19 protein-coding genes are annotated in these 20,697 nt (G+C 70.2%); 17 read left to right on the top strand and 2 right to left on the bottom strand.

Annotated elements, in window-relative coordinates; all coding sequences use genetic code 11:
* Positions 1–68 precede the first annotated feature (68 nt).
* The 12 genes from JLI01S_RS03960 to JLI01S_RS03905 all read left to right on the top strand — a co-directional run bounded on the left by JLI01S_RS03960 (position 69) and on the right by JLI01S_RS03905 (position 11,755).
* A complete protein-coding gene (locus JLI01S_RS03960; protein WP_055991723.1) occupies positions 69–506 on the top strand; it encodes an SRPBCC family protein in 438 nt (145 codons plus the stop codon).
* Positions 507–527: 21 nt separating this feature from the next.
* Positions 528–1,400, top strand: coding sequence for a MerR family transcriptional regulator (locus JLI01S_RS03955; protein ID WP_068260332.1), 873 nt, complete (start codon positions 528–530; stop codon positions 1,398–1,400).
* 145 nt (positions 1,401–1,545) lie between these two features.
* Entirely contained in the window at positions 1,546–2,199 is a 654-nt protein-coding gene (locus tag JLI01S_RS03950; protein ID WP_169797282.1) for a hypothetical protein, read from the top strand.
* The gene (locus tag JLI01S_RS03945; RefSeq protein WP_068260324.1) at positions 2,186–2,941 is read left to right on the top strand and encodes a polysaccharide deacetylase family protein; all 756 of its coding nucleotides are present in this window, start codon (positions 2,186–2,188) and stop codon (positions 2,939–2,941) included. Before JLI01S_RS03950 ends, JLI01S_RS03945 begins: the two co-directional genes overlap by 14 nt.
* Positions 2,938–3,615 carry an IclR family transcriptional regulator gene (locus JLI01S_RS03940; RefSeq protein ID WP_068260316.1) on the top strand — a complete coding sequence of 226 codons (678 nt, stop codon included), beginning with the start codon at positions 2,938–2,940 and terminating at the stop codon, positions 3,613–3,615. The genes JLI01S_RS03945 and JLI01S_RS03940 overlap by 4 nt, the downstream gene beginning before the upstream one ends.
* A gap of 117 nt (positions 3,616–3,732) precedes the next feature.
* Complete coding sequence (locus JLI01S_RS03935; RefSeq protein ID WP_068260313.1) at positions 3,733–6,063, top strand: cytochrome P450/oxidoreductase; 2,331 nt, start codon at positions 3,733–3,735, stop codon at positions 6,061–6,063.
* Positions 6,064–6,098: 35 nt separating this feature from the next.
* Complete coding sequence (locus tag JLI01S_RS03930; protein WP_068260310.1) at positions 6,099–7,664, top strand: GntP family permease; 1,566 nt, start codon at positions 6,099–6,101, stop codon at positions 7,662–7,664.
* Positions 7,665–7,713: 49 nt separating this feature from the next.
* Positions 7,714–8,925 carry a homogentisate 1,2-dioxygenase gene (locus JLI01S_RS03925; RefSeq protein WP_068260308.1) on the top strand — a complete coding sequence of 404 codons (1,212 nt, stop codon included), beginning with the start codon at positions 7,714–7,716 and terminating at the stop codon, positions 8,923–8,925.
* On the top strand, positions 8,922–9,770 hold the full coding sequence (locus JLI01S_RS03920; RefSeq protein WP_068260303.1) for a hypothetical protein: 849 nt from the start codon (positions 8,922–8,924) through the stop codon (positions 9,768–9,770). The genes JLI01S_RS03925 and JLI01S_RS03920 overlap by 4 nt, the downstream gene beginning before the upstream one ends.
* A 42-nt stretch (positions 9,771–9,812) precedes the next feature.
* Positions 9,813–11,048: a fumarylacetoacetase gene (gene fahA / locus JLI01S_RS03915; protein ID WP_068260299.1), complete on the top strand. Its 1,236-nt coding sequence runs from the start codon at positions 9,813–9,815 to the stop codon at positions 11,046–11,048.
* Between the two features lie 51 nt (positions 11,049–11,099).
* The gene (locus JLI01S_RS03910) at positions 11,100–11,369 is read left to right on the top strand and encodes a type II toxin-antitoxin system VapB family antitoxin (protein WP_068260297.1); all 270 of its coding nucleotides are present in this window, start codon (positions 11,100–11,102) and stop codon (positions 11,367–11,369) included.
* Complete coding sequence (locus JLI01S_RS03905) at positions 11,366–11,755, top strand: type II toxin-antitoxin system VapC family toxin (RefSeq protein WP_068260295.1); 390 nt, start codon at positions 11,366–11,368, stop codon at positions 11,753–11,755. The genes JLI01S_RS03910 and JLI01S_RS03905 overlap by 4 nt, the downstream gene beginning before the upstream one ends.
* 281 nt (positions 11,756–12,036) lie before the next feature.
* On the opposite strand, the gene JLI01S_RS03900 is transcribed toward JLI01S_RS03905, so the two are convergent.
* Positions 12,037–14,109 carry a heavy metal translocating P-type ATPase gene (locus tag JLI01S_RS03900; RefSeq protein WP_068260293.1) on the bottom strand — a complete coding sequence of 691 codons (2,073 nt, stop codon included), beginning with the start codon at positions 14,107–14,109 and terminating at the stop codon, positions 12,037–12,039.
* Between the two features lie 617 nt (positions 14,110–14,726).
* On the opposite strand from JLI01S_RS03900, the gene JLI01S_RS03895 reads away from it, so the two are divergent.
* The 3 genes from JLI01S_RS03895 (at position 14,727) to JLI01S_RS03885 (ending at position 17,182) form a co-directional block, all read left to right on the top strand.
* Positions 14,727–15,314 carry a DUF305 domain-containing protein gene (locus JLI01S_RS03895; protein ID WP_068260288.1) on the top strand — a complete coding sequence of 196 codons (588 nt, stop codon included), beginning with the start codon at positions 14,727–14,729 and terminating at the stop codon, positions 15,312–15,314.
* A gap of 95 nt (positions 15,315–15,409) precedes the next feature.
* Positions 15,410–15,973, top strand: a complete 564-nt coding sequence (locus JLI01S_RS03890) for a DUF411 domain-containing protein (RefSeq protein ID WP_068260283.1) — start codon at positions 15,410–15,412, stop codon at positions 15,971–15,973.
* Positions 15,974–16,024: 51 nt separating this feature from the next.
* Positions 16,025–17,182: a PucR family transcriptional regulator gene (locus tag JLI01S_RS03885; protein WP_068260280.1), complete on the top strand. Its 1,158-nt coding sequence runs from the start codon at positions 16,025–16,027 to the stop codon at positions 17,180–17,182.
* On the opposite strand, the gene JLI01S_RS03880 is transcribed toward JLI01S_RS03885, so the two are convergent.
* Positions 17,172–18,395 (bottom strand): FAD-dependent oxidoreductase, encoded by a 1,224-nt coding sequence (locus JLI01S_RS03880; RefSeq protein ID WP_068260275.1) that lies wholly within the window; start codon positions 18,393–18,395, stop codon positions 17,172–17,174. The genes JLI01S_RS03885 and JLI01S_RS03880 overlap by 11 nt on opposite strands.
* A 113-nt stretch (positions 18,396–18,508) precedes the next feature.
* Here JLI01S_RS03880 and JLI01S_RS03875 point away from each other — a divergent pair, with 113 nt between their 5' ends.
* Entirely contained in the window at positions 18,509–19,840 is a 1,332-nt protein-coding gene (locus JLI01S_RS03875; protein ID WP_068260272.1) for an MFS transporter, read from the top strand.
* Between the two features lie 119 nt (positions 19,841–19,959).
* Positions 19,960–20,670: a DUF5642 family protein gene (locus JLI01S_RS03870; protein ID WP_068260269.1), complete on the top strand. Its 711-nt coding sequence runs from the start codon at positions 19,960–19,962 to the stop codon at positions 20,668–20,670.
* The last annotated feature ends 27 nt before the right edge of the window (positions 20,671–20,697 follow it).

Here is a 20,697-nt window from a genome sequence, read left to right as displayed (position 1 = left end):
AACCTTTGTCCAAGACGCTAGAGTCACCTTGACCGCGCTGTCAAATGTTTGTTCAAGGATGTGCAGCCATGAAGATCACCCGAACCATCAACGTCGCCGATACCCCACCGTCGGCCGTCTACGCCTACCTCTCCGACTTCACCACCAGCGAGCAGTGGGACCCCGGCACGCTCGAGACGACCCTCGTCGAGGGTGACGGCGGCGTCGGCAGCCGCTACCTCAACCGCTCGGTCTTCCGCGGCCGCCAGACCGAGCTGACCTATGTGACCGTGGACCTGCAGCCCGACCGGCTCGTCGTCATGCGCGGGGAGAACAAGAGCGTCATCGCTCAGGACACCATGTCCATCAGCCCAGGGCCTGACGGGAGCGGTAGCGTGCTCGTCTACGAGGCGGACTTCACCTTCAAGGGGCTCGCCAAGCTGGCCACCCCCTTCCTGCGCGGCCAGCTCACCGCGCTCGGCGACGAGGCCGAGCAGGCTCTCGCCCGAGAGCTCCCCCGGCTCTGACAGACCCAAGGACCGCCCCGGATGTACACGATCAAACGCGCTGCCGAGCTGACCGGCGTCCCCGCCGCGACGCTGCGCGCCTGGGAGCGCCGCTACGACCTCGTCGAGCCCGAGCGCACCGAGTCGGGCTACCGCCTCTACGACGACGAGGCCGTCGCCCGGGTCACCCAGATGGCAGCCCTGATCGCCGACGGCTGGAGCGCGAGCACCGCTGCGGCAGAGGTACACCGGTGCCTCGGTCCCGACAGCGCGACACTCCCCCCTTCGCCGTCGACGGACGGCCCGACCGCCACCGCCCAGCTCATCGAGGCCACCGCCGCGATGGACCCGGCCGAGCTCGACCGGATCCTGGACGAGCAGCTCGCGCGCACCCCCTTCGAGGCGGTCGTCGACGACTGGCTCATGCCGACACTCGAGGAGGTGGGCCGGGCCTGGGCGGACGAGCGCATCTCCATCGCCGGCGAGCACCTCGTCGCGCACGCGGTGCTGCGCCGACTCGCGGCCTTGTTCGACGCCGCCCCGGGCCGTCCCGGCGGTCCGCGGGTCATCGTCGGGCTGCCCGCCGGGGTGCACCACGAGCTGGGCATCTTCGCCTTCGCCGTCGTCCTGCGGCGACTCGGCGTTGACGTGGTCTACCTCGGACCTGACCTGCCCGCACCGGCCTGGCGTGACGCGCTCGAGACCCACGGCGCGAGCTGCGCGGTGCTCGGGGTGCCACGACGACGCGACGCCCGGCCCGCCCGCGAGGTCGTCGAGGCGCTGCACGACGTCGACGACACCCTGAGGATCCTCGTCGGAGGAGGGCACCAGGACGAGCTCGACGGCACGCGCACCACGCGTCTGGGGCACCTCATCGGCCCGGCCGCCGCCGAGGTCGCCGCCCTGCTGCGCTGACGGACCCCCCTTCGTCACGCCCCGGTCACGCCCGACGTGTCGCAACGCCTCGCGACGACCCCGCAGCCAGCGTGGCCGCCAAGGGACATCGGGACCACGCTGACATCTCACGAGGTCCCGCCGCTCGGGTGGAGGGGTGGTGCGCATGTGGGCCAACCGGACGGCGCGCGTCACGGTGCTGCTGACCTCGACGGCGGCACTCGGGATGCTCGTGGGTTGCTCGTCCACATCCGAGACGACCACGTCGTCGCCGAGCGAGTCCGCCACCCACACCAGCTCGACGACCAGCGCAGATGGGACTCCCGCCTCTCGTACGCAGCATCGCCACAGGAGCGTGGAGCGGTCCAAGACGGCCGCGGCGCAGTACGACTACCGGGGCGCGTTGCAGCACCTTGAGGGCCTCGAGGGCGCGGACGTCGATCGGCTCACCACCCGGATCGCCGCGCAGAAGAAGGACGCGGTGGAGTGGGCAGACAATGCGCAGATCCCCCACCTGTTCTTCCACTCCCTCATCGTCGACGCGGACCGGGCCTTCGTGTCGCCGGACAGTGCGCAGGGCTATGCGGACTACATGGTCACCGTCGAGGAGTTCAGGGCCGTCCTCGCCTCGGTCCACGACAAGGGCTATGTCCTCGTCAACCCCGACGACTTCGCCCGCGAGGACGCGCAGGGAGAGATGGCGTACGTGCCGATCAAGCTGCCCCCGGGCAAGAAGCCACTCGTCATCTCCGAGGACGACGTCAGCTACTACGAGTACATGAAGGGCGACGGGTTTCGCCACCAACATGGTCATCGGTGACGACGGGGCGGTCACCAACACGTACGAGGACGCTTCCGGTACGAGCGTCGAGGGCGCCTATGACATGCCGGCCGTCGTGGACGAGTTCGTCGAGAAGCACCCCGACTTCTCCTACCGCGGCAGCAAGGGCATCCTCGCGCTGACCGGGTACAACGGTGTGCTCGGATACCGCACCAGCGACATCGAGTACGGCAACGACCCGGACATCGACGTCGACGAGCAGAAGAAGCGGGCAACAGCTGTCGCCGACACCCTCAAGGACGACGGGTGGGTCTTCGCCTCGCACACCTGGGGCCACACCAATGTCACGGATGCGTCGATGACCCGGCTGACCGCGGACACGACGAAGTGGAAGGACGAGGTCGCCCCGATCATCGGCGACACCGACCTGATGATCTTCCCCTTCGGCGCGGACATCAGCGGGGTGGCGCCGTACAACGGGCCGAAGTACCAGCTCCTGAAGGACGACGGCTTCGACTTCTACTTCAGCATCGACAGCTCGACCCCCGCATGGGGGCAGCTCACCGGGGACTACGTGCGCCAGGCCCGCATCAACGTCGACGGGTTGAGCATGGCCGCGGCGAAGACCAACGATCAGCACGTGCTGCACGACTTCTTCGACGTCGATGAGGCCATCGACCCGGCGCGGGCTGAGCACGGGTTCCAAGGCTCCCGCACCGCCAGCAGCCCGCTGCGTAGACTCCCCGCAACGCGCGTCAGTCCGAGGAGAAATGAACCATGAGCACCTTGCAGACGCTCGACCGCGGCCTCGAGGCGATCGAGATCATCTCGCAGCGCACCGGCGGCATCTCCCCTGCGGCACTGGCCGACGAGCTGGGCGTGCACCGCGCAGGGGCCTACCGGATCCTGGCCACCCTCGAGCAGCGACATCTCGTGGCCAAAGGGAATGACGGGCTCTACCGCCTCGGCAGCGGGGCGCTCGTCGTCGCCGGCCGTTTCATGAGCCAGTACCGCGCCTCCGCACAGCCGGTCGTCCAGGACCTCGCCAACCGCAGCGGGTGCACTGCCTTCGTCGCCATCGCCGACCGGGCGGAGTCGATCGCCATCGCCGTCGCCGAGCCGGCCGCCCGCGGCTCCATCGGCATCAGCTACCAGGTGGGCGCTCGGCACCCCCTCGAGCAGGGCGCAGACGGGCTGGCCATCCTCGCCCAGCGACCCAGGAGCGACAGCGAGAGCGAAGCCGTCCAACGCACTCGCGCTCAGGGGTACGCCATCTCCGACGGCGAGGTCCAGCCCGGAGCCGTCGGCGTCGCCGTCGGCATGGGCCAGGGGGCGTCGACCGATGTCGAGGCCTCGATCGGCGTCATCCGTTTGGGCCTGCCCGGCGATCTGGACATCGAGCGGCTGCTGCCACTCGTGCAGGATGCGCGCGCCGCCGTGGCCCGCCTGTACTGAGTCCGCCGCACCGAGCCGGGACCGCAGATCGACCCCCTTGACCCTCCCTTCGAGCTGCACTAGGTTGTGCGCAGTCCGCACAAATCCGTGCGCTCAACGCACAAGGGAGTGCTTCGCATGTCTGCCTGTCCTGTCTCCGCCGACGCGGCCGAGTTCGATCCCTTCGGGGACGGCTACCAGCAGGACCCGCCGGCCTATGTGGCGTGGTCCCGCGAGAGCGAGCCGGTCTTCTACAGCCCCAAGCTCGACTACTGGGTCGTCACCCGCTACGACGACATCAAGGCGATCTTCCGCGACAACGCGACCTTTTCCCCGTCGGTCGCTCTGGAGAAGATCACGCCGACCAGCCAGGAGGCCAACGACGTCCTGGCCTCGTACGACTACGGCATGGACCGGACGCTGGTCAACGAGGACGAGCCGGCGCACATGGCGCGTCGACGGGCGTTGATGGAGCCCTTCTCCCCCGAGCACCTCGCCCACCACGAGCCGATGGTCCGCGGACTCGTGCGCGAGTACGTCGACCGCTTCGTCGACGACGGTCGCGCCGAGCTGGTCAACCAGATGTTCTGGGAGATCCCGCTGACCGTCGCGCTGGAGTTCCTCGGCGTCCCCGACGACGACAAGCCCACGCTGCGGGAGTACTCCGTCGCCCACACCGTCAACACCTGGGGTCGGCCGCAGCCCGAGGAGCAGGTCGCCGTCGCCCATGCCGTCGGCAACTTCTGGCAGTACGCCGGCGGTGTCCTGGAGCGGATGCGCCAGCGCCCGGACGACGAGGGATGGATGCAGTACGGCATCCGCAAGCAGCGCGAGCTGCCCGAGGTCGTCACCGACTCCTACCTGCACTCGATGATGATGGCCGGCATCGTCGCGGCCCACGAGACGACCGCCAACGGCATCGCCAATGCCGTGAAGCTCCTGCTGGAGAACCGCGTCATCTGGGACCAGATCTGCGCCGACCCCACTCTCATCCCCAATGCCGTCGAGGAGTGCTTGCGGCACAACGGGTCCCAGGCCGCGTGGCGCCGTCTGGCGACCAAGGACACCGAGATCGGTGGCGTCGCCGTCCCCGCGGGCGCCCGCATCCTCATGGTCTCCTCCTCCGGCAACCACGACCCGCGACGCTTCGAGGACCCCGAGCTCGTCGACGTGCGCCGTGACGACGCCGCCGACCACCTGACCTTCGGCTACGGCGCCCACCAGTGCCTGGGCAAGAACCTCGCCCGCATGGAGATGCAGATCTTCCTCGAGGAGCTCACCGGCCGGCTGCCGCACATGCGCCTGGCCGAGCAGGACTTCAGCTATGTCCCCAACACCTCCTTCCGCGGGCCCGAGCACCTGTGGGTCGAGTGGGACCCGCAGGCCAACCCCGAGCGCACCGACCCGGCGGTCCTGCGTCCGCGCGTCGAGGTCAACATCGGCGAGCCAACCATGGCCCACCACAGCCGGCCCATGCGCGTGGAGCGCGTGGTCGATGCGGCCGACGGTGTCCGCCACATCACCCTGACGAGTGCCGACGGGTCCGCGCTGCCGGCCTTCACCGCCGGCTCGCACATCGACATCGAGTGCGGCGACACCGGCATCGTGCGTCAGTACTCGCTGTGCGGCACCCCACCCGCCCCGGTCCAGCCCGAGGGCTGCCCGGTCCCCCACGTCCCCCGCCCGGAGCACTACGAGATCGCGGTCCTGCGTGAGGACGAGTCCCGTGGCGGCTCGGCCTGGGTGCACGACCACGTGCGCGAAGGGGAGGTCCTCACCGTCCGCGGACCGCGCAACCACTTCCGCCTGCCAGAGCAGGCGCAGCGCTATGTCTTCGTCGCCGGTGGCATCGGCATCACCCCGATCCGGGCGATGGCCGCGCAGGCCGCCCGCGAGGGCACGCCCTACGAGATCCACTACCTCGGCCGCGAGCGCGCCGGCATGGCCTTCCTCGACGAGCTGGTGGCCGAGCACGGCGATCGACTCGTCGTGCACTGCTCCGGCGAGGGCACGCGGGCCGACCTGCGCGCCCTCGTGTCCGACAACGTCGCAGACGCCTGCGCCGGGCGCGTGCACGTCTACGCGTGCGGTCCGCAGCGGATGATCGACGACCTGACCATCGACACGGCGGACTGGCCCGAGGGCACCGTCGTCTTCGAGCACTTCTCCTCGACCCTCGGTGAGCTCGACCCGGAGCAGGAGCACGAGTTCACCGTGCACCTCGCGGACTCGGACACCGACGTGGTCGTCACTCGTGACCGGACCCTTCTGCAGACCCTGCGTGATGCGGGGCTGACCATCCCCTCCAACTGCCAGGAGGGACTGTGCGGCACCTGCGAGGTGCCCGTCCTCGACGGAGCGATCGACCACCGCGATGTCGTCCTGTCCGCATCCGAGCGCCGCGAGGGCGATCGGATGATGTCGTGCTGCTCCCGGGCCACGGGCGAGCGCCTCGTCCTGGGTCTCTGACCCCCTTCCCCCCGACCCCACACCAAAGGCAACCGATGACGCTTGCACTCCTGGGCATCCTGCTCTCGCTCGTCCTGCTGATCACTCTGGCCTACCGCGGCCACTCGGTGATCGCCGTCGCTCCCCTCGCCGCGTCCGTCGCGGTGATCATGTCCGGCGCACCGCTGCTGGCCAGCTACACCCAGGTCTTCATGCCCGCCCTCGGCGGGTTCATGGCGGCCTTCTTCCCCCTCTTCCTCGTCGGCGCGATCTTCGGCCGACTGATGACGGTCAGCGGGTACGCGCGTGACCTCGCGGGGTGGATCTCCGGGCTGCTCGGTCCGAAGTTCGCCATCCTCGTCACCGTCCTCGCGACGGCGCTGCTGACCTACGGCGGTGTGAGCGCCTGGGTCGTCGTCTTCACGATCTTCCCCATCGCCACCTCGCTCTTCGAGGAGGCGGACATCCCCAAGCGGCTCATGCCGGCCGCGATCGCCCTGGGCATCTTCACCTTCGCCACCGCTGCGCTGCCCGGGTCGCCGCAGATCCACAACACGATCCCGACGAAGTTCTTCGGCACCAACACCTTTGCCGCCCCCGGCCTCGGCCTGCTCGGCGCCATCATCGTCTTCGGCCTGGGCATGCTGTGGCTCGACCGTCGGCAGAAGCAGCTCTTGGCGGCCGGGGAGTCCTTCGCGGACCTGACGCTGGCGGAGATCAAGGAGGCCCGCCGTCTGGGCATCGACCCCGTGCCAGGTGGCAGTGGCGGCGGTGGCGGCGGTGGCGGCGTGCGCCCCGTCGCGCCGAGCGACCCGGACAGCGTGGACGACGGGCGGCAGCCCGCGACCGGTGGGGCGACCGTGGACGTCGCCGAGCGCACCACGGGTGCACCGGCTGCCGCGACCCCCGACCGGCCCTCGGCCGTCGCCGGTCTCATCGGGCTCAGCCCCGTGCTGGTGATCGTGCTCGTCAACGCGCTGTGCACCTACATCCTCTTCCCCGCGATGGACGTCGGCTACCTCGCCGAGGAGAAGTTCGGTGCCACGTCCCTCGAGGGAGTCGCAGGGATCTGGGCCGTGACCGTGGCGATGCTCGCCGGCATCGCCCTCGTCTTCCTCCTGCGCACCGGGTCCTTCTCCGAGTACGTGGACGGCCTGACCGAGGGTGCCAAGAATGCCGTCCTGCCGGTCTTCAACACCGCCAGTGAGGTCGGCTACGGCGCCGTCATCGCCTCTCTGGCCGTCTTCGCCACCGTCCGCGACGGGATGTTCGGCGTCAGCGACAACCCGGTCGTCGTCGCCGCGGTGTCCACCTCGGGGATCTCCGGCCTGACCGGGTCGGCCTCCGGTGGTCTGACGATCACGCTCAACACCTTCGGTGAGCAGCTGGCGACGATGGCCACGGACCAGGGCATCCCGATGGACCTCATGCACCGCGTGACGGCGATGGCCTCGACGGGCTTCGACTCGCTCCCCCACAACGGTGCCATCATCACCTTGTTGCTGGTCTGCGGACTCTCGCACCGCGAGTCGTACAAGGACATCTTCGTCGTGACCGTCATCGTCCCCGTCGTGGGACTGCTCGCGGTGATGGGTATCGGCCTCACCGTCGGAACCTTCTAGGACCCCACCCAACGGCGAGTCACCCCTCGCCTGAGATCAAGGAGTGACCATGGCCCACTACCGCCAGGTCGGACCGGTGCCGGACAAGCGGCACACCCTCTTCACGGACGACAACGGCAAGATCCTGTCCGAGGAGCTCATGGGTGAGGAGGGCTTCAGCTCCGACAGCTCGCTGCTCTACCACCGCCACATCCCCTCGGGGATCGTCGGCGCCCGCCGCTGGGAGCTACCCGACCAGACGCTCACGCCCAACGAGCCGCTGCTCCCCCGGCACCTCAAGCCGCACGACCTCTTCACCGACGAGCAGGTGGCCGCCACCGATGCGGTGACCGGCCGCCAGCTCGTCCTGGGCAACCCGGACGTGCGCATCTCCTATGCCCACGTCGGTGCGACATCGCCCTTGTACAAGAACGCGATCGGTGACGAGTGCGTCTACGTCGAGCGCGGATCGGCTCTGCTCGAGACCCAGTTCGGGGCACTCGAGGCCAGCGAGGGTGACTACGTGATCATCCCGCGCGCCACGATCCACCGCTGGGTGCTGCGCGAGGGCGAGACCGCGCGGCTGTACGCCATCGAGGCCAACAGCCACATCGCCCCGCCCAGGCGTTACCTCTCCCGCTACGGACAGCTCCTGGAGCACGCGCCCTACTGCGAGCGCGACCTGCGTGGTCCGACGCAGCCGCTGCTCGTCGAGGAGCAGGACGTCGACGTGTACATCAAGCACCGTGGGCGTGGCCCGAGCGGCATCACCGGCACCGTGCACACCGTGCCGGAGCACCCCTTCGACGTCGTGGGCTGGGACGGGTGCCTCTACCCGTACACCTTCAACATCCGCGACTACATGCCGATCACGGGCAAGGTGCACCAGCCGCCGCCGGTGCACCAGGTCTTCGAGGGCAACAACTTCGTCATCTGCAACTTCGTCCCGCGCAAGGTCGACTACCACGAGCTGTCCGTGCCCGTGCCGTACTACCACTCCAATGTCGACAGCGACGAGGTCATGTTCTACGTCGACGGGGACTACGAGGCGCGCAAGGGTTCGGGCATCGCCAAGGGCTCGATCTCGCTGCACCCCGGCGGGCACGCCCACGGTCCGCAGCCGGGTGCCGTCGAGGCCTCGCTCGGCGCCGAGTACTTCGACGAGACGGCCGTCATGGTCGACACCTTCCGTCCGCTCGAGCTCGGGGCCGGTGGCGTCGCGACCGATGACGGGGTCTACGCCCGATCGTGGACCGGTGGTCGCTGGTTGGGCGACGCATGAGCGCCGCCCGTGAGCAGACCGTGCCAGCGCAGTTCGTCGGGTTCTTCGACGACGCCGCGACCTTCCCGCCCGGCCTCGCCCCGGTCGACCAGGCCGTGACCGACCACGTGGAGCGGCGGTCGGCTCCCTTCGTCCGTGCTGTGGGTCCTGCGGTACTCGCCCTGGCGGACCTGCCGCGAGCACGGGAGGTCGCTGCGGGACTCGACCTGTCCGGTGGTCCGGTGGAGGTCTCCGTCGTCACCCCGGCCGGCGCGCTCGGCGAGGCCCTCACCGCTGCGACGACGCTCACCCCCGAGCTGCGCGTCGTCGCCGTCGAGCTCAAGACCGACCCGAGCAGCCGAGAGGTGTGGACCGAGCAGGTGCGCGAGGCCGCGGCCATCAGGGAGCTGCCGATCTACGTCGAGCTGACCGCCGGCCAGGTCGCCGAGGGTGCGCTCGAGCTGCTCGCGGGCACCGGGCTGCGGCTGAAGTACCGCACCGGCGGCATCGAGGCTCACCTCTTCCCCACCCCTGAGCAGCTCGGTGACGTGCTCACGGCAGCCGTGACCGCGGGCCTGCCCTTCAAGCTGACCGCCGGGCTGCACGAGGCGATCCGCTACACCAACGAGACCACCGGCTTCACCCACCACGGCTTCCTCAACATCGCCATGGCGACCCAGGCGGCGCGTGCCGGTGAGAGCCGCGAGACCGTGTCCGGGTGGCTCGCCGAGACCGACTCGACCCGGCTGGCGGCCGCAGGCGCCGTCTCCGACGGGTCGTGGCGCGAGTCCTTCACCTCCTTCGGCACCTGCAGCGTCGGCGAGCCGGCCGACGCCCTGCGACGCCTCGATCTCTTCCCGGCCTGACCCCCCTTCGTCCATCCCCGACCTGAGAGGACCACCTCCCCCATGACGACTGCAGCAGAGCGCTTCGCGACCACCGGCTTCGGCCCCGACAACCTGCCCTACGCCTCCTTCTCCCCCGCCGGCGGCGACCCGCGGCTGGGGGTGCGCCTGGGCGACCTGGCCATCTCCCTGCGCGACCTCGTCGCAGCGGTCTCCGCCGCGAGCGGGCCCCACCTGTCCGTGGACGCCAGCAGCGCGGCCTCCGCCGACGACCTCGACCCGCTCCTCGCCGCCGGCCACACCGTGTGGCAGCCGCTGCGCGCGTGGCTGCAGGAGGTCGTGACGACCGATGGTCTCGACGGGATCGTCCAGGCCGTCGCGACGCCGGTGTCCGACATCGAGCTGCACATGCCCTTCACCGTCGCGGACTATGTCGACTACTACGCCAGCGAGCACCACGCCTCCAACATCGGCCGGATGTTCCGCCCCGACCAGGCGCCGCTGCTGCCCAACTGGAAGCACCTGCCCGTCGGCTATCACGGCCGCGCCGGCACCGTCATCGCCTCGGGCAGCGAGATCCCGCGCCCCAAGGGTCTGCGCCCGGAGGAAGGGGGGACCCCCAGCTTCGGTCCCTCACGTCGCCTCGACATCGAGGCCGAGCTGGGCTTCGTGCTCGGCGGCTCCGCCCCGCACGGCGAGGTGTCCGTGGCCAAGGCCGGTGCCGAGCACCTGTTTGGTGTCGTCCTCTTCAACGACTGGTCCGCCCGCGACATCCAGGGCTACGAGTACGTGCCGCTCGGCCCCTACCTCGGCAAGTCCTTCGCCTCGACGATCTCGCTGTGGGTCGTGCCCTTCGACGCGCTGGCCGCTGCGCGCGTCGAGCCGCCCAGCCGCGAGCACGAGCTCGCCGACTACCTGGACGACTCGGTCGACGGGCCGTGGGGGCTCGACATCACGATGGAGGTCGAGCTCGACGGCCAGGTGGTCTCGCACCCGCCGGCCAAGACCCTGTACTGGACCGCGCCGCAGATGGTCGCGCACATGAGCGTCAACGGTGCCTCGCTGCGCCCGGGTGACTTCTTCGGCTCCGGCACGGTCTCCGGCACCGAGGTCGACCAGCGAGGTTCCTTCATGGAGCTGTCGTGGGGCGGCAAGGAGCCGCTCGTCCTGGCCGATGGTCGGGAGATGCGCTTCCTCGAGGACGGCCAGACGGTCACCCTGCGCGGCACCGCACCCGGTGCCAACGGGTCGGTCATCGACTTCGGTGAGTGCGTGGGGACGATCCTCCCGGCGACCTGAGCGAAGGACAAATGGTAGACGTCTACCTTCGCCAAAAGGTAGACTGACACCATGGGGCTGAACATCAAGAACGAGCACGTCCACGACCTGGCGCGGCAGGCGGCGGCGGCCACGGGCAAGTCCCAGACCGCCGCCATCGAGGAGGCCCTGACCCGCCTGCTTGCTGACCTCGAGATCGACCCAGAGCAGCGACACGTCACGGCCAAGGTTGACCGTGTGCAGAGCGTCGTCCGCGCCTACCTCGACACCCCGACCGACGCCGGCCGCTGCATCGAGCGGGTCGAGGACCTCTTCGACGAGCGGACCGGGCTCCCCCGATGATCGTGGACTCCTCGGCCCTCATGGCGATCATCGAGGGCGAGGTGGACTCCGAGGCTCTCGTGCGGGTTGCCACCTCATCCCGGTGCCGGATGTCGGTGGCCACCCGGCTCGAGGCGTCGATCGTCGCCGATGCCCGGTCCACGTCGCACGGGGCCCGCCTCGATGAGCTGATCGCCGCACTCGAGATCACCATCGAGCCGGTGACCGAGCATCAGGGTGAGATCGCCCGTCGGGCCTACCAGCGGTACGGACGCGGCTCCGGTTCACCTGCGCGGCTGAACTACGGCGACTGCTTTTCCTACGCCCTGTCGGTGACAGCAGGCGAGCCCCTGCTCTTCGTCGGTGACGACTTCACCCACACCGACATCATCCCGGCCCTGACCTGAGCAGGAAAGAGCACCGAGCACGGGTCGCAGTTGGCGAGGATGACGCCGTCTGTTCACGGCGGACGAGCTCGCGGCCGTCTGACAGGAGGCCGTCAACCGTCGCGCACGACTCCCGAGATGACCCTGTCCGGTGGCTCCGGTCGTGACTCGCCCGGTGGGTCGCGATTCACCACGTGAGTCACGACCGGAGGCGCCGGAGCCACCCATCAGATGGCGGTCGGGACGACCTCGGGCGACGGCAGCAGGGGCGCGGGGTAGTACGGGCCGAGACCGCGTCGTCCTCAGTCGAGGTAGGTCGCCGCGCTCTTCGCCGGGCTCAGGTCCAGCCGCCGCAGCAGCTGGGCGTTGAGCGCCACGACCACGGTCGACGCCGACATCAGGATCGCCCCGACGCTCATCGGCAGGACGAAGCCGATCGGCGCGAGGACGCCCGCGGCCAGAGGCACGGAGATCAGGTTGTAGCCACCGGCCCACCAGAGGTTCTGCCGCATCTTGCGGTACGAGGCCCTGGACAGCTCGATGACCGAGAGCACCGAGCGCGGGTCGGAGCTGGCGAGGATGACACCGGCCGAGGCGATGGCCACGTCCGTGCCGGCGCCGATGGCGATGCCGACATCTGCCTGGGCGAGCGCAGGGGCGTCGTTGACGCCGTCACCGACCATGGCGACCTTCCTCCCTTCGCCCTGCAGCTCGGCGACCTTGGCCGCCTTGTCCTGCGGACGCACCCCGGCGAAGACCCGGTCGATGCCCAGCTCCTCGGCGACCGTCTGCGCGACGGCCTGAGCGTCACCGGTGATCATCACGACCTGCGCACCCGCAGCGTGCAGCGCGTCCACGGCGTCACGGGACTCGGGGCGGACCTCGTCGGCCAGGCGCAGCGCGCCGATGACGACTCCGTCGGCCACCACGTGCAGGATGATCGCGCCCTCGTCGCGCCAGGTCTCGACGGCAGTCAGCTCGGCGAGGTCGTGCTGCTCGAGCAGGTAGGGGCCGCCGACCTCGACGACGGTGCCTGCCACCGTGGCCCGCACACCCACCGCGGGCGACGACGAGAAGTCCACTGCCGCAGGTACATCGAGGCCACGTGAGGTCGCGGCACCGACGATGGCGCGAGCCAGCGGGTGCTCGCTGTCGCCCTCGGCCGCAGCAGCCAGCAGGAGGACCTCGTCCTCGGAGTGCTCGCCGACGGGCTCGATGCCGGTGACCGTGGGCTCGCCCTTGGTCAGCGTGCCGGTCTTGTCGAAGAGCACGGTGTCGACGGTGCGCATGGACTCGAGTGCGAGGCGGTCCTTGATGAGCACCCCACCGCGGGCGGCGCGCTCGGTCGCGATCGAGACCACGAGTGGGATCGCCAGACCGAGTGCGTGGGGGCAGGCGATGACCAGGACGGTGATCGTGCGGATGACGGCGCTGTCGGGCATCCCGAGCAGGGACCAGACCACGGCCGTGACGAGCGCGGAGCCGAGTGCGAACCAGAAGAGCCACCCGGCAGCGGTGTCGGCGATGCGCTGGGCGCGCGAGGAGGAGGCCTGCGCGTCGGTGACGAGCCGCTGGATCCCGGCGAGCGCGGTGTCGTCGCCGGTCGCGGTGATCTCCACCCGCAAGCCGGAGTCGGTGGCGACGGTCCCGGCGACGACGGGCTCCCCCTTCGCGCGGCGGACCGTCCTGGACTCGCCGGTGACCATCGACTCGTCCATGCTGGCCGAGCCGTCGACGACGGTGCCGTCCGCGGGGACCGCGGCGCCGGGGCGGACGATGACGACGTCACCGACCTCGAGGTCGTCCGGGGCCACCGCGACCACCTGGTCACCCTCGACCCGCTCCGCCTCGTCCGGCAGGAGCGCAGCCAGGGAGTCCAGCGCGGAGGTGGTCTGGGCGAGCGAGCGCATCTCGATCCAGTGGCCGAGCAGCATGATGACGACCAGGAGCGCCAGCTCCCACCAGAAGCTCAGCTCGTGGTGCAGCACACCGAGGCTCGCGCCCCACGAGGCGACGAAGGCGACGGTGATGCCGAGCGCAATGAGCAGCATCATCCCCGGCTTGCGGTCGCGGATCTCGGACACCGCTCCGGTGAGGAAGGGGCGGCCACCCCAGACGTACATGATCGTCCCGAGGACCGGCGAGACCCACCGCGCCCGCTCCCCCTGCGGCAGGTCGTAACCGATGAGGTCGGCGAACATGTCGTTGAAGCCCACGACCGGGATTGCCAGGACGAGCATGATCCAGAAGAGGCGCCGGAACTGGCCGGCGTGGTCGCCGTGACCGGCATGACCGGAGTGGTCCCCGTGCCCGGCATGCGCATCGTGGCCGGCCGTCTGACTGTGGGCCGCGTGGTGGTCCTGTACGTCCGTCATATCTGGTGAACATATACCCTCATGGGGTATATTCCCAGTGGTGTTCCCCTGACCGGCGATGCTTAGGATGTGAGTCGTGAGCGTGGATCCGGAGGCGAGCGCGTCCCGGTCCTCCCGTGCTCCGCGCACGCTGTGGAGATTGGTCCTGCTGGGCCTGGCCACTGCGGTCATCGTCGGCGTCCTGTCGATGCACGGGTTCTCGGCCGGGCACCATGCACCGGCACTCGCGTCGGTCACGAGCGGCTCTGTCGCACACACCGCAACCGCACACACCGCAGCCGGGCACGCTGCCCTCGGAGCACCCGCGGACGCAGTCGCAGCGTCCTGCCCGGCGGGTGACTGCGACGAATCAACGACGATGTTGTGCCTCTTCGTGCTGATCACCCTGAGCCTCATGCTGGCCGGACGCCTCGCACGCTCTTGGCGCTGGCAGCCCCCGTGGCAGGCCATGGCATCGCACCACCCACCCTGCCCGGCGACCACCGGACCGGATGTGTCATTGATCAGGTTGTGCATCAGTCGGACGTGAGCACCCGCCCGTCCGCTCGCCAAGCACGCGCGATGGCCGCGGACGTGACCTGCCCACCCCGCACCACATGACAAGGAATCGATCCACCATGCGCACTTTCCGCTTCATCGCCACCGCAGGGACCGCCGCGGCGGCCGCCCTCATCGTCACCGGCTGCTCCGCGAGCGACACCTCGCACGACACCGGCCACTCCGCGAGCAGCCAGACCGCGGCGGACTTCAACCAGGCAGACGTCACCTATGCCCAGGGCATGACCATGCACCACCAGCAGGCCGTCGAGATGTCCGACATCGTCCTCGACAAGAGCGGTGTCGACCCCGAGGTCACGCAGCTGGCCAAGGACATCAAAAAGGCCCAGGGCCCGGAGATCACCACGATGGAGGGCTGGCTCGAGGACTGGGGCCAGGACTCCATGGACCATGGTGACCACGGGTCGATGGACGGCGACGGCATGGTCAGCGCCGAGGACATCACCACGCTGAAGCAGTCCGATGGCCCGACCGCCTCCACGCTCTTCCTCGACCAGATGATCGAGCACCACGAGGGTGCGGTGGAGATGGCCAAGCAGCACCGCAAGGACGGCAAGAACCCCGAGGCCCTCAAGCTGTCCCGCACGGTCATCTCGGACCAGAGGGCCGAGATCAAGGAGATGCGCACGATGCGCGCCGCGCTCTGATCCTCACGCTCTGGCTCTCGTCCCACCCCGGGCCCGGCCGGTCGATCGCCGGCCGGGCCCACCCCCTTCGTCGTCGCCCTCTCGGAAGGCCCTCCATGACCACACCCAACCCGCGCGCACGGATCAGCCGTCGTGGGCTCCTCCTCCTGACCAGCGCCGGCGCGATGAGCGTCCTGTCCGCCTGCGCGGACCCGACCGGACCGAGCGCCGGGCACACCTCCCTTCCTGCCGACGTGACGGCCGACGGACTCGATGCCGAGCAGCTGACCATGACCGTCTACAAGGACGAGTCGTGCGGCTGCTGCGGCGGCTGGGTGACCCACGCGGAGGAGCACGGCTTCACGATCACGACCAAGCACCCTGACTCGTTGGCGAGCGTCTGGCAGAGCCACGACATCGGGCTGGACCTCCAGTCGTGCCATCTCGCGAGCAACCCCGACGGCCACCTCTTCATCGGTCACGTCCCCGCCCGGCACGTCCTGGAGTACCTCGCCGACCCGCCGCGGGGAGCCCGTGGCCTCAGCGTGCCCGCCATGCCGGTGGGCACGCCGGGGATGGAGCAGGGCGACCGCTTCGATCCCTACTCGGTCATGCTCATCACCGACGGCAAGCCCCGGGTCTTCGCGCGGATCGCCACGCCCGCGGACCAGGAAGTCTGACCCGGTCCCGGGCGGATAGCCTGCAATCGAGCACATCCGACGGAGGTCCGCATGGCCATGACCAACCTCGACGACGCCCTGCAGGACCTCTCCGAAGCGATGCAGCAGCGCCTCGTCGTGCTCGACGAGAGCATGCGGGTCATCGCCTACTCCATCCACGAGAGCGAGCCGGACCGCGCCCGGCTGTCGCACCTGCTCGCCCACAGCGACACCTGGGAGCCGCTGCCGGCCGGCACCGAGGGGCCGACCACGCGCACCGCTGGTGACGGCACGGACTGGGTGCTGCACCCCCTTCGCGATGATCGTCACCGGGTCGGCCACCTCCTGCACACGCGGTCGAAGGGGGTCCCCTCCCCTCCCGCGGGCGTCCTCACCGAGGGCGCGGCGCAGCTGGGAGTGCTCCTGTCGCTGCGCACCATGTACGCCGAGCGGGACGCGGCGCGGGCCCGCGGGCTGCTCACCGACCTGCTGGGTGAGCAGTCCTCCGAGGCCGGGCGAGCCGCTGCCGCAAGGGCGCTCGTCGACGAAGAGCTCGTCGGGTCGGCCGGGCAGTACTGCGCGGTCGTCCTGGCCGTCCCACCGGGCGAGCCGGGCGGTGACTGGGAGGCGCGCACAGCCGTCGACGCCACCGTGGACTTCGTCGCGCGCACCTCGACGGCGACGGTCGTCGGTGGGGTCGTCGAGGGGCTGGGCGTGCTCGTCTTCCCCCGGCCGGTGGTGCCGGAGCGGCTCGAGCGGGTGCTCGGCGCGCCCGGGCTGGCCCAGGTGCGCGCGGGGATCGGTGGAGTCGTCGACGACCTGCCGTCCGCCGCCGTCTCCCACGAGCAGGCGCGCCGGGCATGGCAGGCCGCCTGCCTCGACCCGGCCACCCACCCCCGCGTCACGACGTGGTCGGGGCTGGGCATCGACAAGTTGCTGCTCGCCCTGCCCTTGGGGCGGCTCACCGCCCACGACCTCCCCGACCCCGTTGCGCGGCTCATCGCGTCCGATCACCGCGAGGTGGACGTGTCGACCCTCGAGGCCTACCTCGACGCCGGTGGTGACGCGCAGGCGACCGCCATCGCGCTCGGGATCCACCGCTCGACGTTGTACTACCGGCTCTCCCGGATCCGGGAGACGGCACAGGCCGATCTCGGCGACGGGCGGGTCCGACGCGACCTGCACACGGGGCTGCGGGTGGCCCGTCTCGCGGGGATGCTCAGCGGCTGAGCGACCCCGGGCGGATCCCGGTGTCCCGGGTCGGGTCGTAACCGTGGATCCACGCGAGCTTGTCCTCGAACCAGTCGGCACTCGCCATCGCAGCATTGCGCTCATCGGCCTGCGGTCCGTCGGGAAGGTGGAGCACCTCGGCGACCTGGGCAGACGCGAACTGCACTGCGCGAGTGCGCATCCGGCGCCGCGCCTCGAATGCCTCGAAGGCTGCCGTCGGGTCACCCGAGCCCACCGTCGCCAGCTCCTCCGCGAGCGCCCAGGTGTCCTCGATGGCCTGGTTGGCACCCTGCCCGTGGTGCGGGACGAGGGCGTGCGCCGCGTCACCGAGGAGGACGACCCGGCCGCGGTGCCACGACGCCAACGGCGGGCGGCGCATGAGGGCCCAGCGCTGGGTGACCTCGACGGCCTCGAGCATCTGCGTCACCGCGGGATGCCATCCGGCGAAGGGGGCGAGCTTGTCCGCGTCACGCACCGGCACGACCCACTGGTCAGCGGTCCACTCCTGCGGGTCCCGGCTCACGGCGAGGAAGTTGACGTCCTGCCCCTCGCCGCCCATCGCGTAGTGCAGGAGGTGACCGGTCGGGCCGATCCAGAACTGGATCGCGTGCGGGTCGGGCAGCTCGGTGAGCTGCTCGGTGGGGATGATCCCGCGGAAGCCGGAGCGGCCGGAGTAGATCGCGTCGTCATGGCCGACGACCCAGCGACGCAGCATCGAGCGGGCGCCGTCCGCCCCGACGACGATGCCGGCGCTGCGCTGCGAGCCGTCCGCCAGGTCGAGCAGGACCCGGTCACCGTCCTCGTGCACCTCGGTGACGTGGTGCGAGAGCAGGATCCGGTCGGCGCCGACGGCCTCGGAGAGGATCCGCTGCAGGTCGGCGCGGTGCACGCCCAGGTAGTCCGCACCGAAGCGCTCCCGGTAGGCGCTCCCGACCGGCGTGCGACCGAGAGTGGCACCCGAGCGCCCGTCGCGGAAGACCAGGTCGGTCTGCGCCCACGACACCTCCTCGAGAGCGTCGAGGACACCCAGGCGGGCAAAGAGGTTGTTGGCATTGGCCGACAGCGCGACCGCCGCGCCGACCTCCCGCAGCTCAGCGGTGCGCTCGAGGATCGTGGCGTCAAGGCCACGCTCGCGCAGCGCGAGGGCAAGGGTGAGGCCGCCGATGCCGGCGCCGATGATCACCACATCGTCGTGGGGAGTCTGCTGGTCCATGCCCACGACGCTATGGCGACGGAGTGTCGCTGTCATCGGGCCGGATGACGCATCTGACGCGCCGTGATTGCGACACCGTGTCGGATCGCCCGATGAGGTGGCATGCTCCGACCGTGACCACCGCAGACTCCCTCTTCTCCCGGTTGCTCCGGCGCAACCACGAGGCCGAGGCCGAGCTGCCCGCGGCCGTGCGTGCAGACCTGCCGGGCAACTCCCTTCGCCTCATCGGGGCCAACGCACTCCAGTCCTCGGGAGACCAAGCCGTCAACGCGTCCACCGTCCTGCCGTGGCTCTTCCACGCGCTCGGGGTGCCCGCGGTGCTCACGGGTCTCCTCGTCCCGATCCGTGAGTCGGGCTCGATGCTCCCCCAGGCCTTCCTCACCCCCTTCGTCGTGCGGGTCCGGCGCCGCACCCACGTCTTCGTCGCCGGCGCGCTCGTCCAGGCAGCCTCGGTGGCGGTGATGGCCGGCGCGGCCGCGCTCACCAGCGGACTGACGGCCGGCGTCATCATCGTGGCGGCGCTCGCCGCTTTTTCTCTCGGTCGTTGCCTGTGCTCGATCTCGTCCAAGGACGTGCAGGGACGGACCATGCCCAAGGGAGAGCGCGGCCAGGTCAACGGCCTCGCCACGACCATCTCCGGGCTCGTCGCCATCACCCTCGGCCTCGCGGTGCGGGCCCTCGGCGAGGACCTCGATGTCGCGTTCCTCGCGGGGATCCTCGCGCTCGGCGCCGTGCTGTGGGTACTCGTCGCGCTCGTCTACTCCGGCATCCGTGAGCCGCTCGAGGACCCCGCCGAGGACGCCGGAGGGGACGAGGACGACGACGGGCCGGGATGGTTCACGCAGACGCTCACCCTGCTGCGCGAGGACCGCGTCTTTCGCTCCTTCGTCACGGTCCGCGGCTTCCTGCTCGTCTCCTCGCTGAGCCCGCCATTCATCGTCACCCTCGCGGTTCGGTCGGGGGCACCGGCACTCACCGGTCTCGGCGGATTCATCATCGCCTCGGGCCTCGCCGCGCTGCTCGGAGGGCGGGTCTTCGGCCGGCTGGCCGACCGGTCGAGCAAACGGCTGATGACCATCGGCGCGGCCGTGGCCTCCGTCGTCCTCGTGGCACTCGTGCTCATCGTCACCGTGCTCGACCTCGACGGCGGCAGCCTGCTCACCTATGCGATCTTCGTCAGCAGCTACTTCCTCGTGACGATGCTGCACACCGGGGTGCGGGTCGGTCGCAAGACCTATGTCATCGACATGGCCGAGGGCGACCAGCGCACCACCTACGTCGCCGTCTCCAACTCGGCGATGGGCGTGATCCTGCTCGTCGTCGGCGCGATCAGCTCGGCCATCGCCGGTCTCAGCGTCGAGTGGGCGCTGCTCTTCCTCGCGGCGCTCGGTGTGCTGGGCGTCGTCTCGTCGACCCGGCTGCCGGAGGTCTCGCGCCGCGCCTGATGCCCGGTCGACGACCTGGTAGCGCCCGTCGTCCACAGATGGTCACGCCACGGCGGGCTCGCAGGCGGGGAGTTTTGTACGGTGGACACATCCGCCCGACCGCCAGCACAAGGACGCACATGCACCGCGCCACAGCAGCGATCGTCATCGCGACCGCGACCTGGGGGGTCACCTCGTGCGCCCTACTCCCCGGCCTCGGCGAGCCGTCGGCCCCCGAGCCGACGTACAGCTCGTCCGGGCTCCTGCTCAGCCCGACCGAGGTCCCCGGCGGCGGGTCGTGGCACGAGATCGACACCGAGATGGCGCAGGTGCACTTCTCGGAGCGCCCCACCGACCACGACAGCCAGACGATCGAGCCGCCCGAGTGCATCGAGTCCCGGACCATCACGGTCCCCCGCGAGGGCGCTGACGTCGACCTCGCGGCCCTGCGGCTGCAGGAGCGCAGTGGCGCCGAGAGCCGAGTCCTCGCCGTCGTCAAGGGGGCGCGGACGGTCGACGAGATCAAGGACGCCCGCGAGGACTGCGATCGCATGACCCTGGACTACGAGACCCACGTGGCGAAGCAGACCGAGTCGGTGCAGGACGGTCCCGACATCGAGGGCGCCGAGGACACCATCACGATCGACACCGCGTGGTCCACGGAGATGGACGGCCAGACCGCCCCCATCATCGTCGACCGCACCCTCGTCGCCGAGGTCCGCCAGACGCTCGTCGTCTCCCGGGTCACCCTCCAGACGCAGGGCACCGGGCTGCAGATCAGCGACGAGCTCAAGGCAGAGGCCGACGAGGCCCTGCGTGTGCAGGTCGACAAGGTGGTCAAGGCCCCCTGACACCGCGGTCATCTCGCGCCACGTGGT

Source organism: Janibacter limosus NBRC 16128 (assembly GCF_001570985.1).
GTDB lineage: Bacteria > Actinomycetota > Actinomycetes > Actinomycetales > Dermatophilaceae > Janibacter > Janibacter limosus.
Note: the sequence above shows the minus strand (reverse complement) of the source record. Positions and strands in the feature narration are given on the sequence as shown.

Excerpts from the sequence above, each read along its gene's own strand:
- JLI01S_RS03960 (WP_055991723.1), top strand. The coding sequence starts at position 69 with ATGAAGATCACCCGAACCATCAACGTCGCCGATACCCCACCGTCGGCC.
- JLI01S_RS03955 (WP_068260332.1), top strand. The coding sequence starts at position 528 with ATGTACACGATCAAACGCGCTGCCGAGCTGACCGGCGTCCCCGCCGCG.
- JLI01S_RS03950 (WP_169797282.1), top strand. The coding sequence starts at position 1,546 with ATGTGGGCCAACCGGACGGCGCGCGTCACGGTGCTGCTGACCTCGACG.
- JLI01S_RS03945 (WP_068260324.1), top strand. The coding sequence starts at position 2,186 with ATGGTCATCGGTGACGACGGGGCGGTCACCAACACGTACGAGGACGCT.
- JLI01S_RS03940 (WP_068260316.1), top strand. The coding sequence starts at position 2,938 with ATGAGCACCTTGCAGACGCTCGACCGCGGCCTCGAGGCGATCGAGATC.
- JLI01S_RS03935 (WP_068260313.1), top strand. The coding sequence starts at position 3,733 with ATGTCTGCCTGTCCTGTCTCCGCCGACGCGGCCGAGTTCGATCCCTTC.
- JLI01S_RS03930 (WP_068260310.1), top strand. The coding sequence starts at position 6,099 with ATGACGCTTGCACTCCTGGGCATCCTGCTCTCGCTCGTCCTGCTGATC.
- JLI01S_RS03925 (WP_068260308.1), top strand. The coding sequence starts at position 7,714 with ATGGCCCACTACCGCCAGGTCGGACCGGTGCCGGACAAGCGGCACACC.
- JLI01S_RS03920 (WP_068260303.1), top strand. The coding sequence starts at position 8,922 with ATGAGCGCCGCCCGTGAGCAGACCGTGCCAGCGCAGTTCGTCGGGTTC.
- fahA (WP_068260299.1), top strand. The coding sequence starts at position 9,813 with ATGACGACTGCAGCAGAGCGCTTCGCGACCACCGGCTTCGGCCCCGAC.
- JLI01S_RS03910 (WP_068260297.1), top strand. The coding sequence starts at position 11,100 with ATGGGGCTGAACATCAAGAACGAGCACGTCCACGACCTGGCGCGGCAG.
- JLI01S_RS03905 (WP_068260295.1), top strand. The coding sequence starts at position 11,366 with ATGATCGTGGACTCCTCGGCCCTCATGGCGATCATCGAGGGCGAGGTG.
- JLI01S_RS03900 (WP_068260293.1), bottom strand. The coding sequence starts at position 14,109 with ATGACGGACGTACAGGACCACCACGCGGCCCACAGTCAGACGGCCGGC.
- JLI01S_RS03895 (WP_068260288.1), top strand. The coding sequence starts at position 14,727 with ATGCGCACTTTCCGCTTCATCGCCACCGCAGGGACCGCCGCGGCGGCC.
- JLI01S_RS03890 (WP_068260283.1), top strand. The coding sequence starts at position 15,410 with ATGACCACACCCAACCCGCGCGCACGGATCAGCCGTCGTGGGCTCCTC.
- JLI01S_RS03885 (WP_068260280.1), top strand. The coding sequence starts at position 16,025 with ATGGCCATGACCAACCTCGACGACGCCCTGCAGGACCTCTCCGAAGCG.
- JLI01S_RS03880 (WP_068260275.1), bottom strand. The coding sequence starts at position 18,395 with ATGGACCAGCAGACTCCCCACGACGATGTGGTGATCATCGGCGCCGGC.
- JLI01S_RS03870 (WP_068260269.1), top strand. The coding sequence starts at position 19,960 with ATGCACCGCGCCACAGCAGCGATCGTCATCGCGACCGCGACCTGGGGG.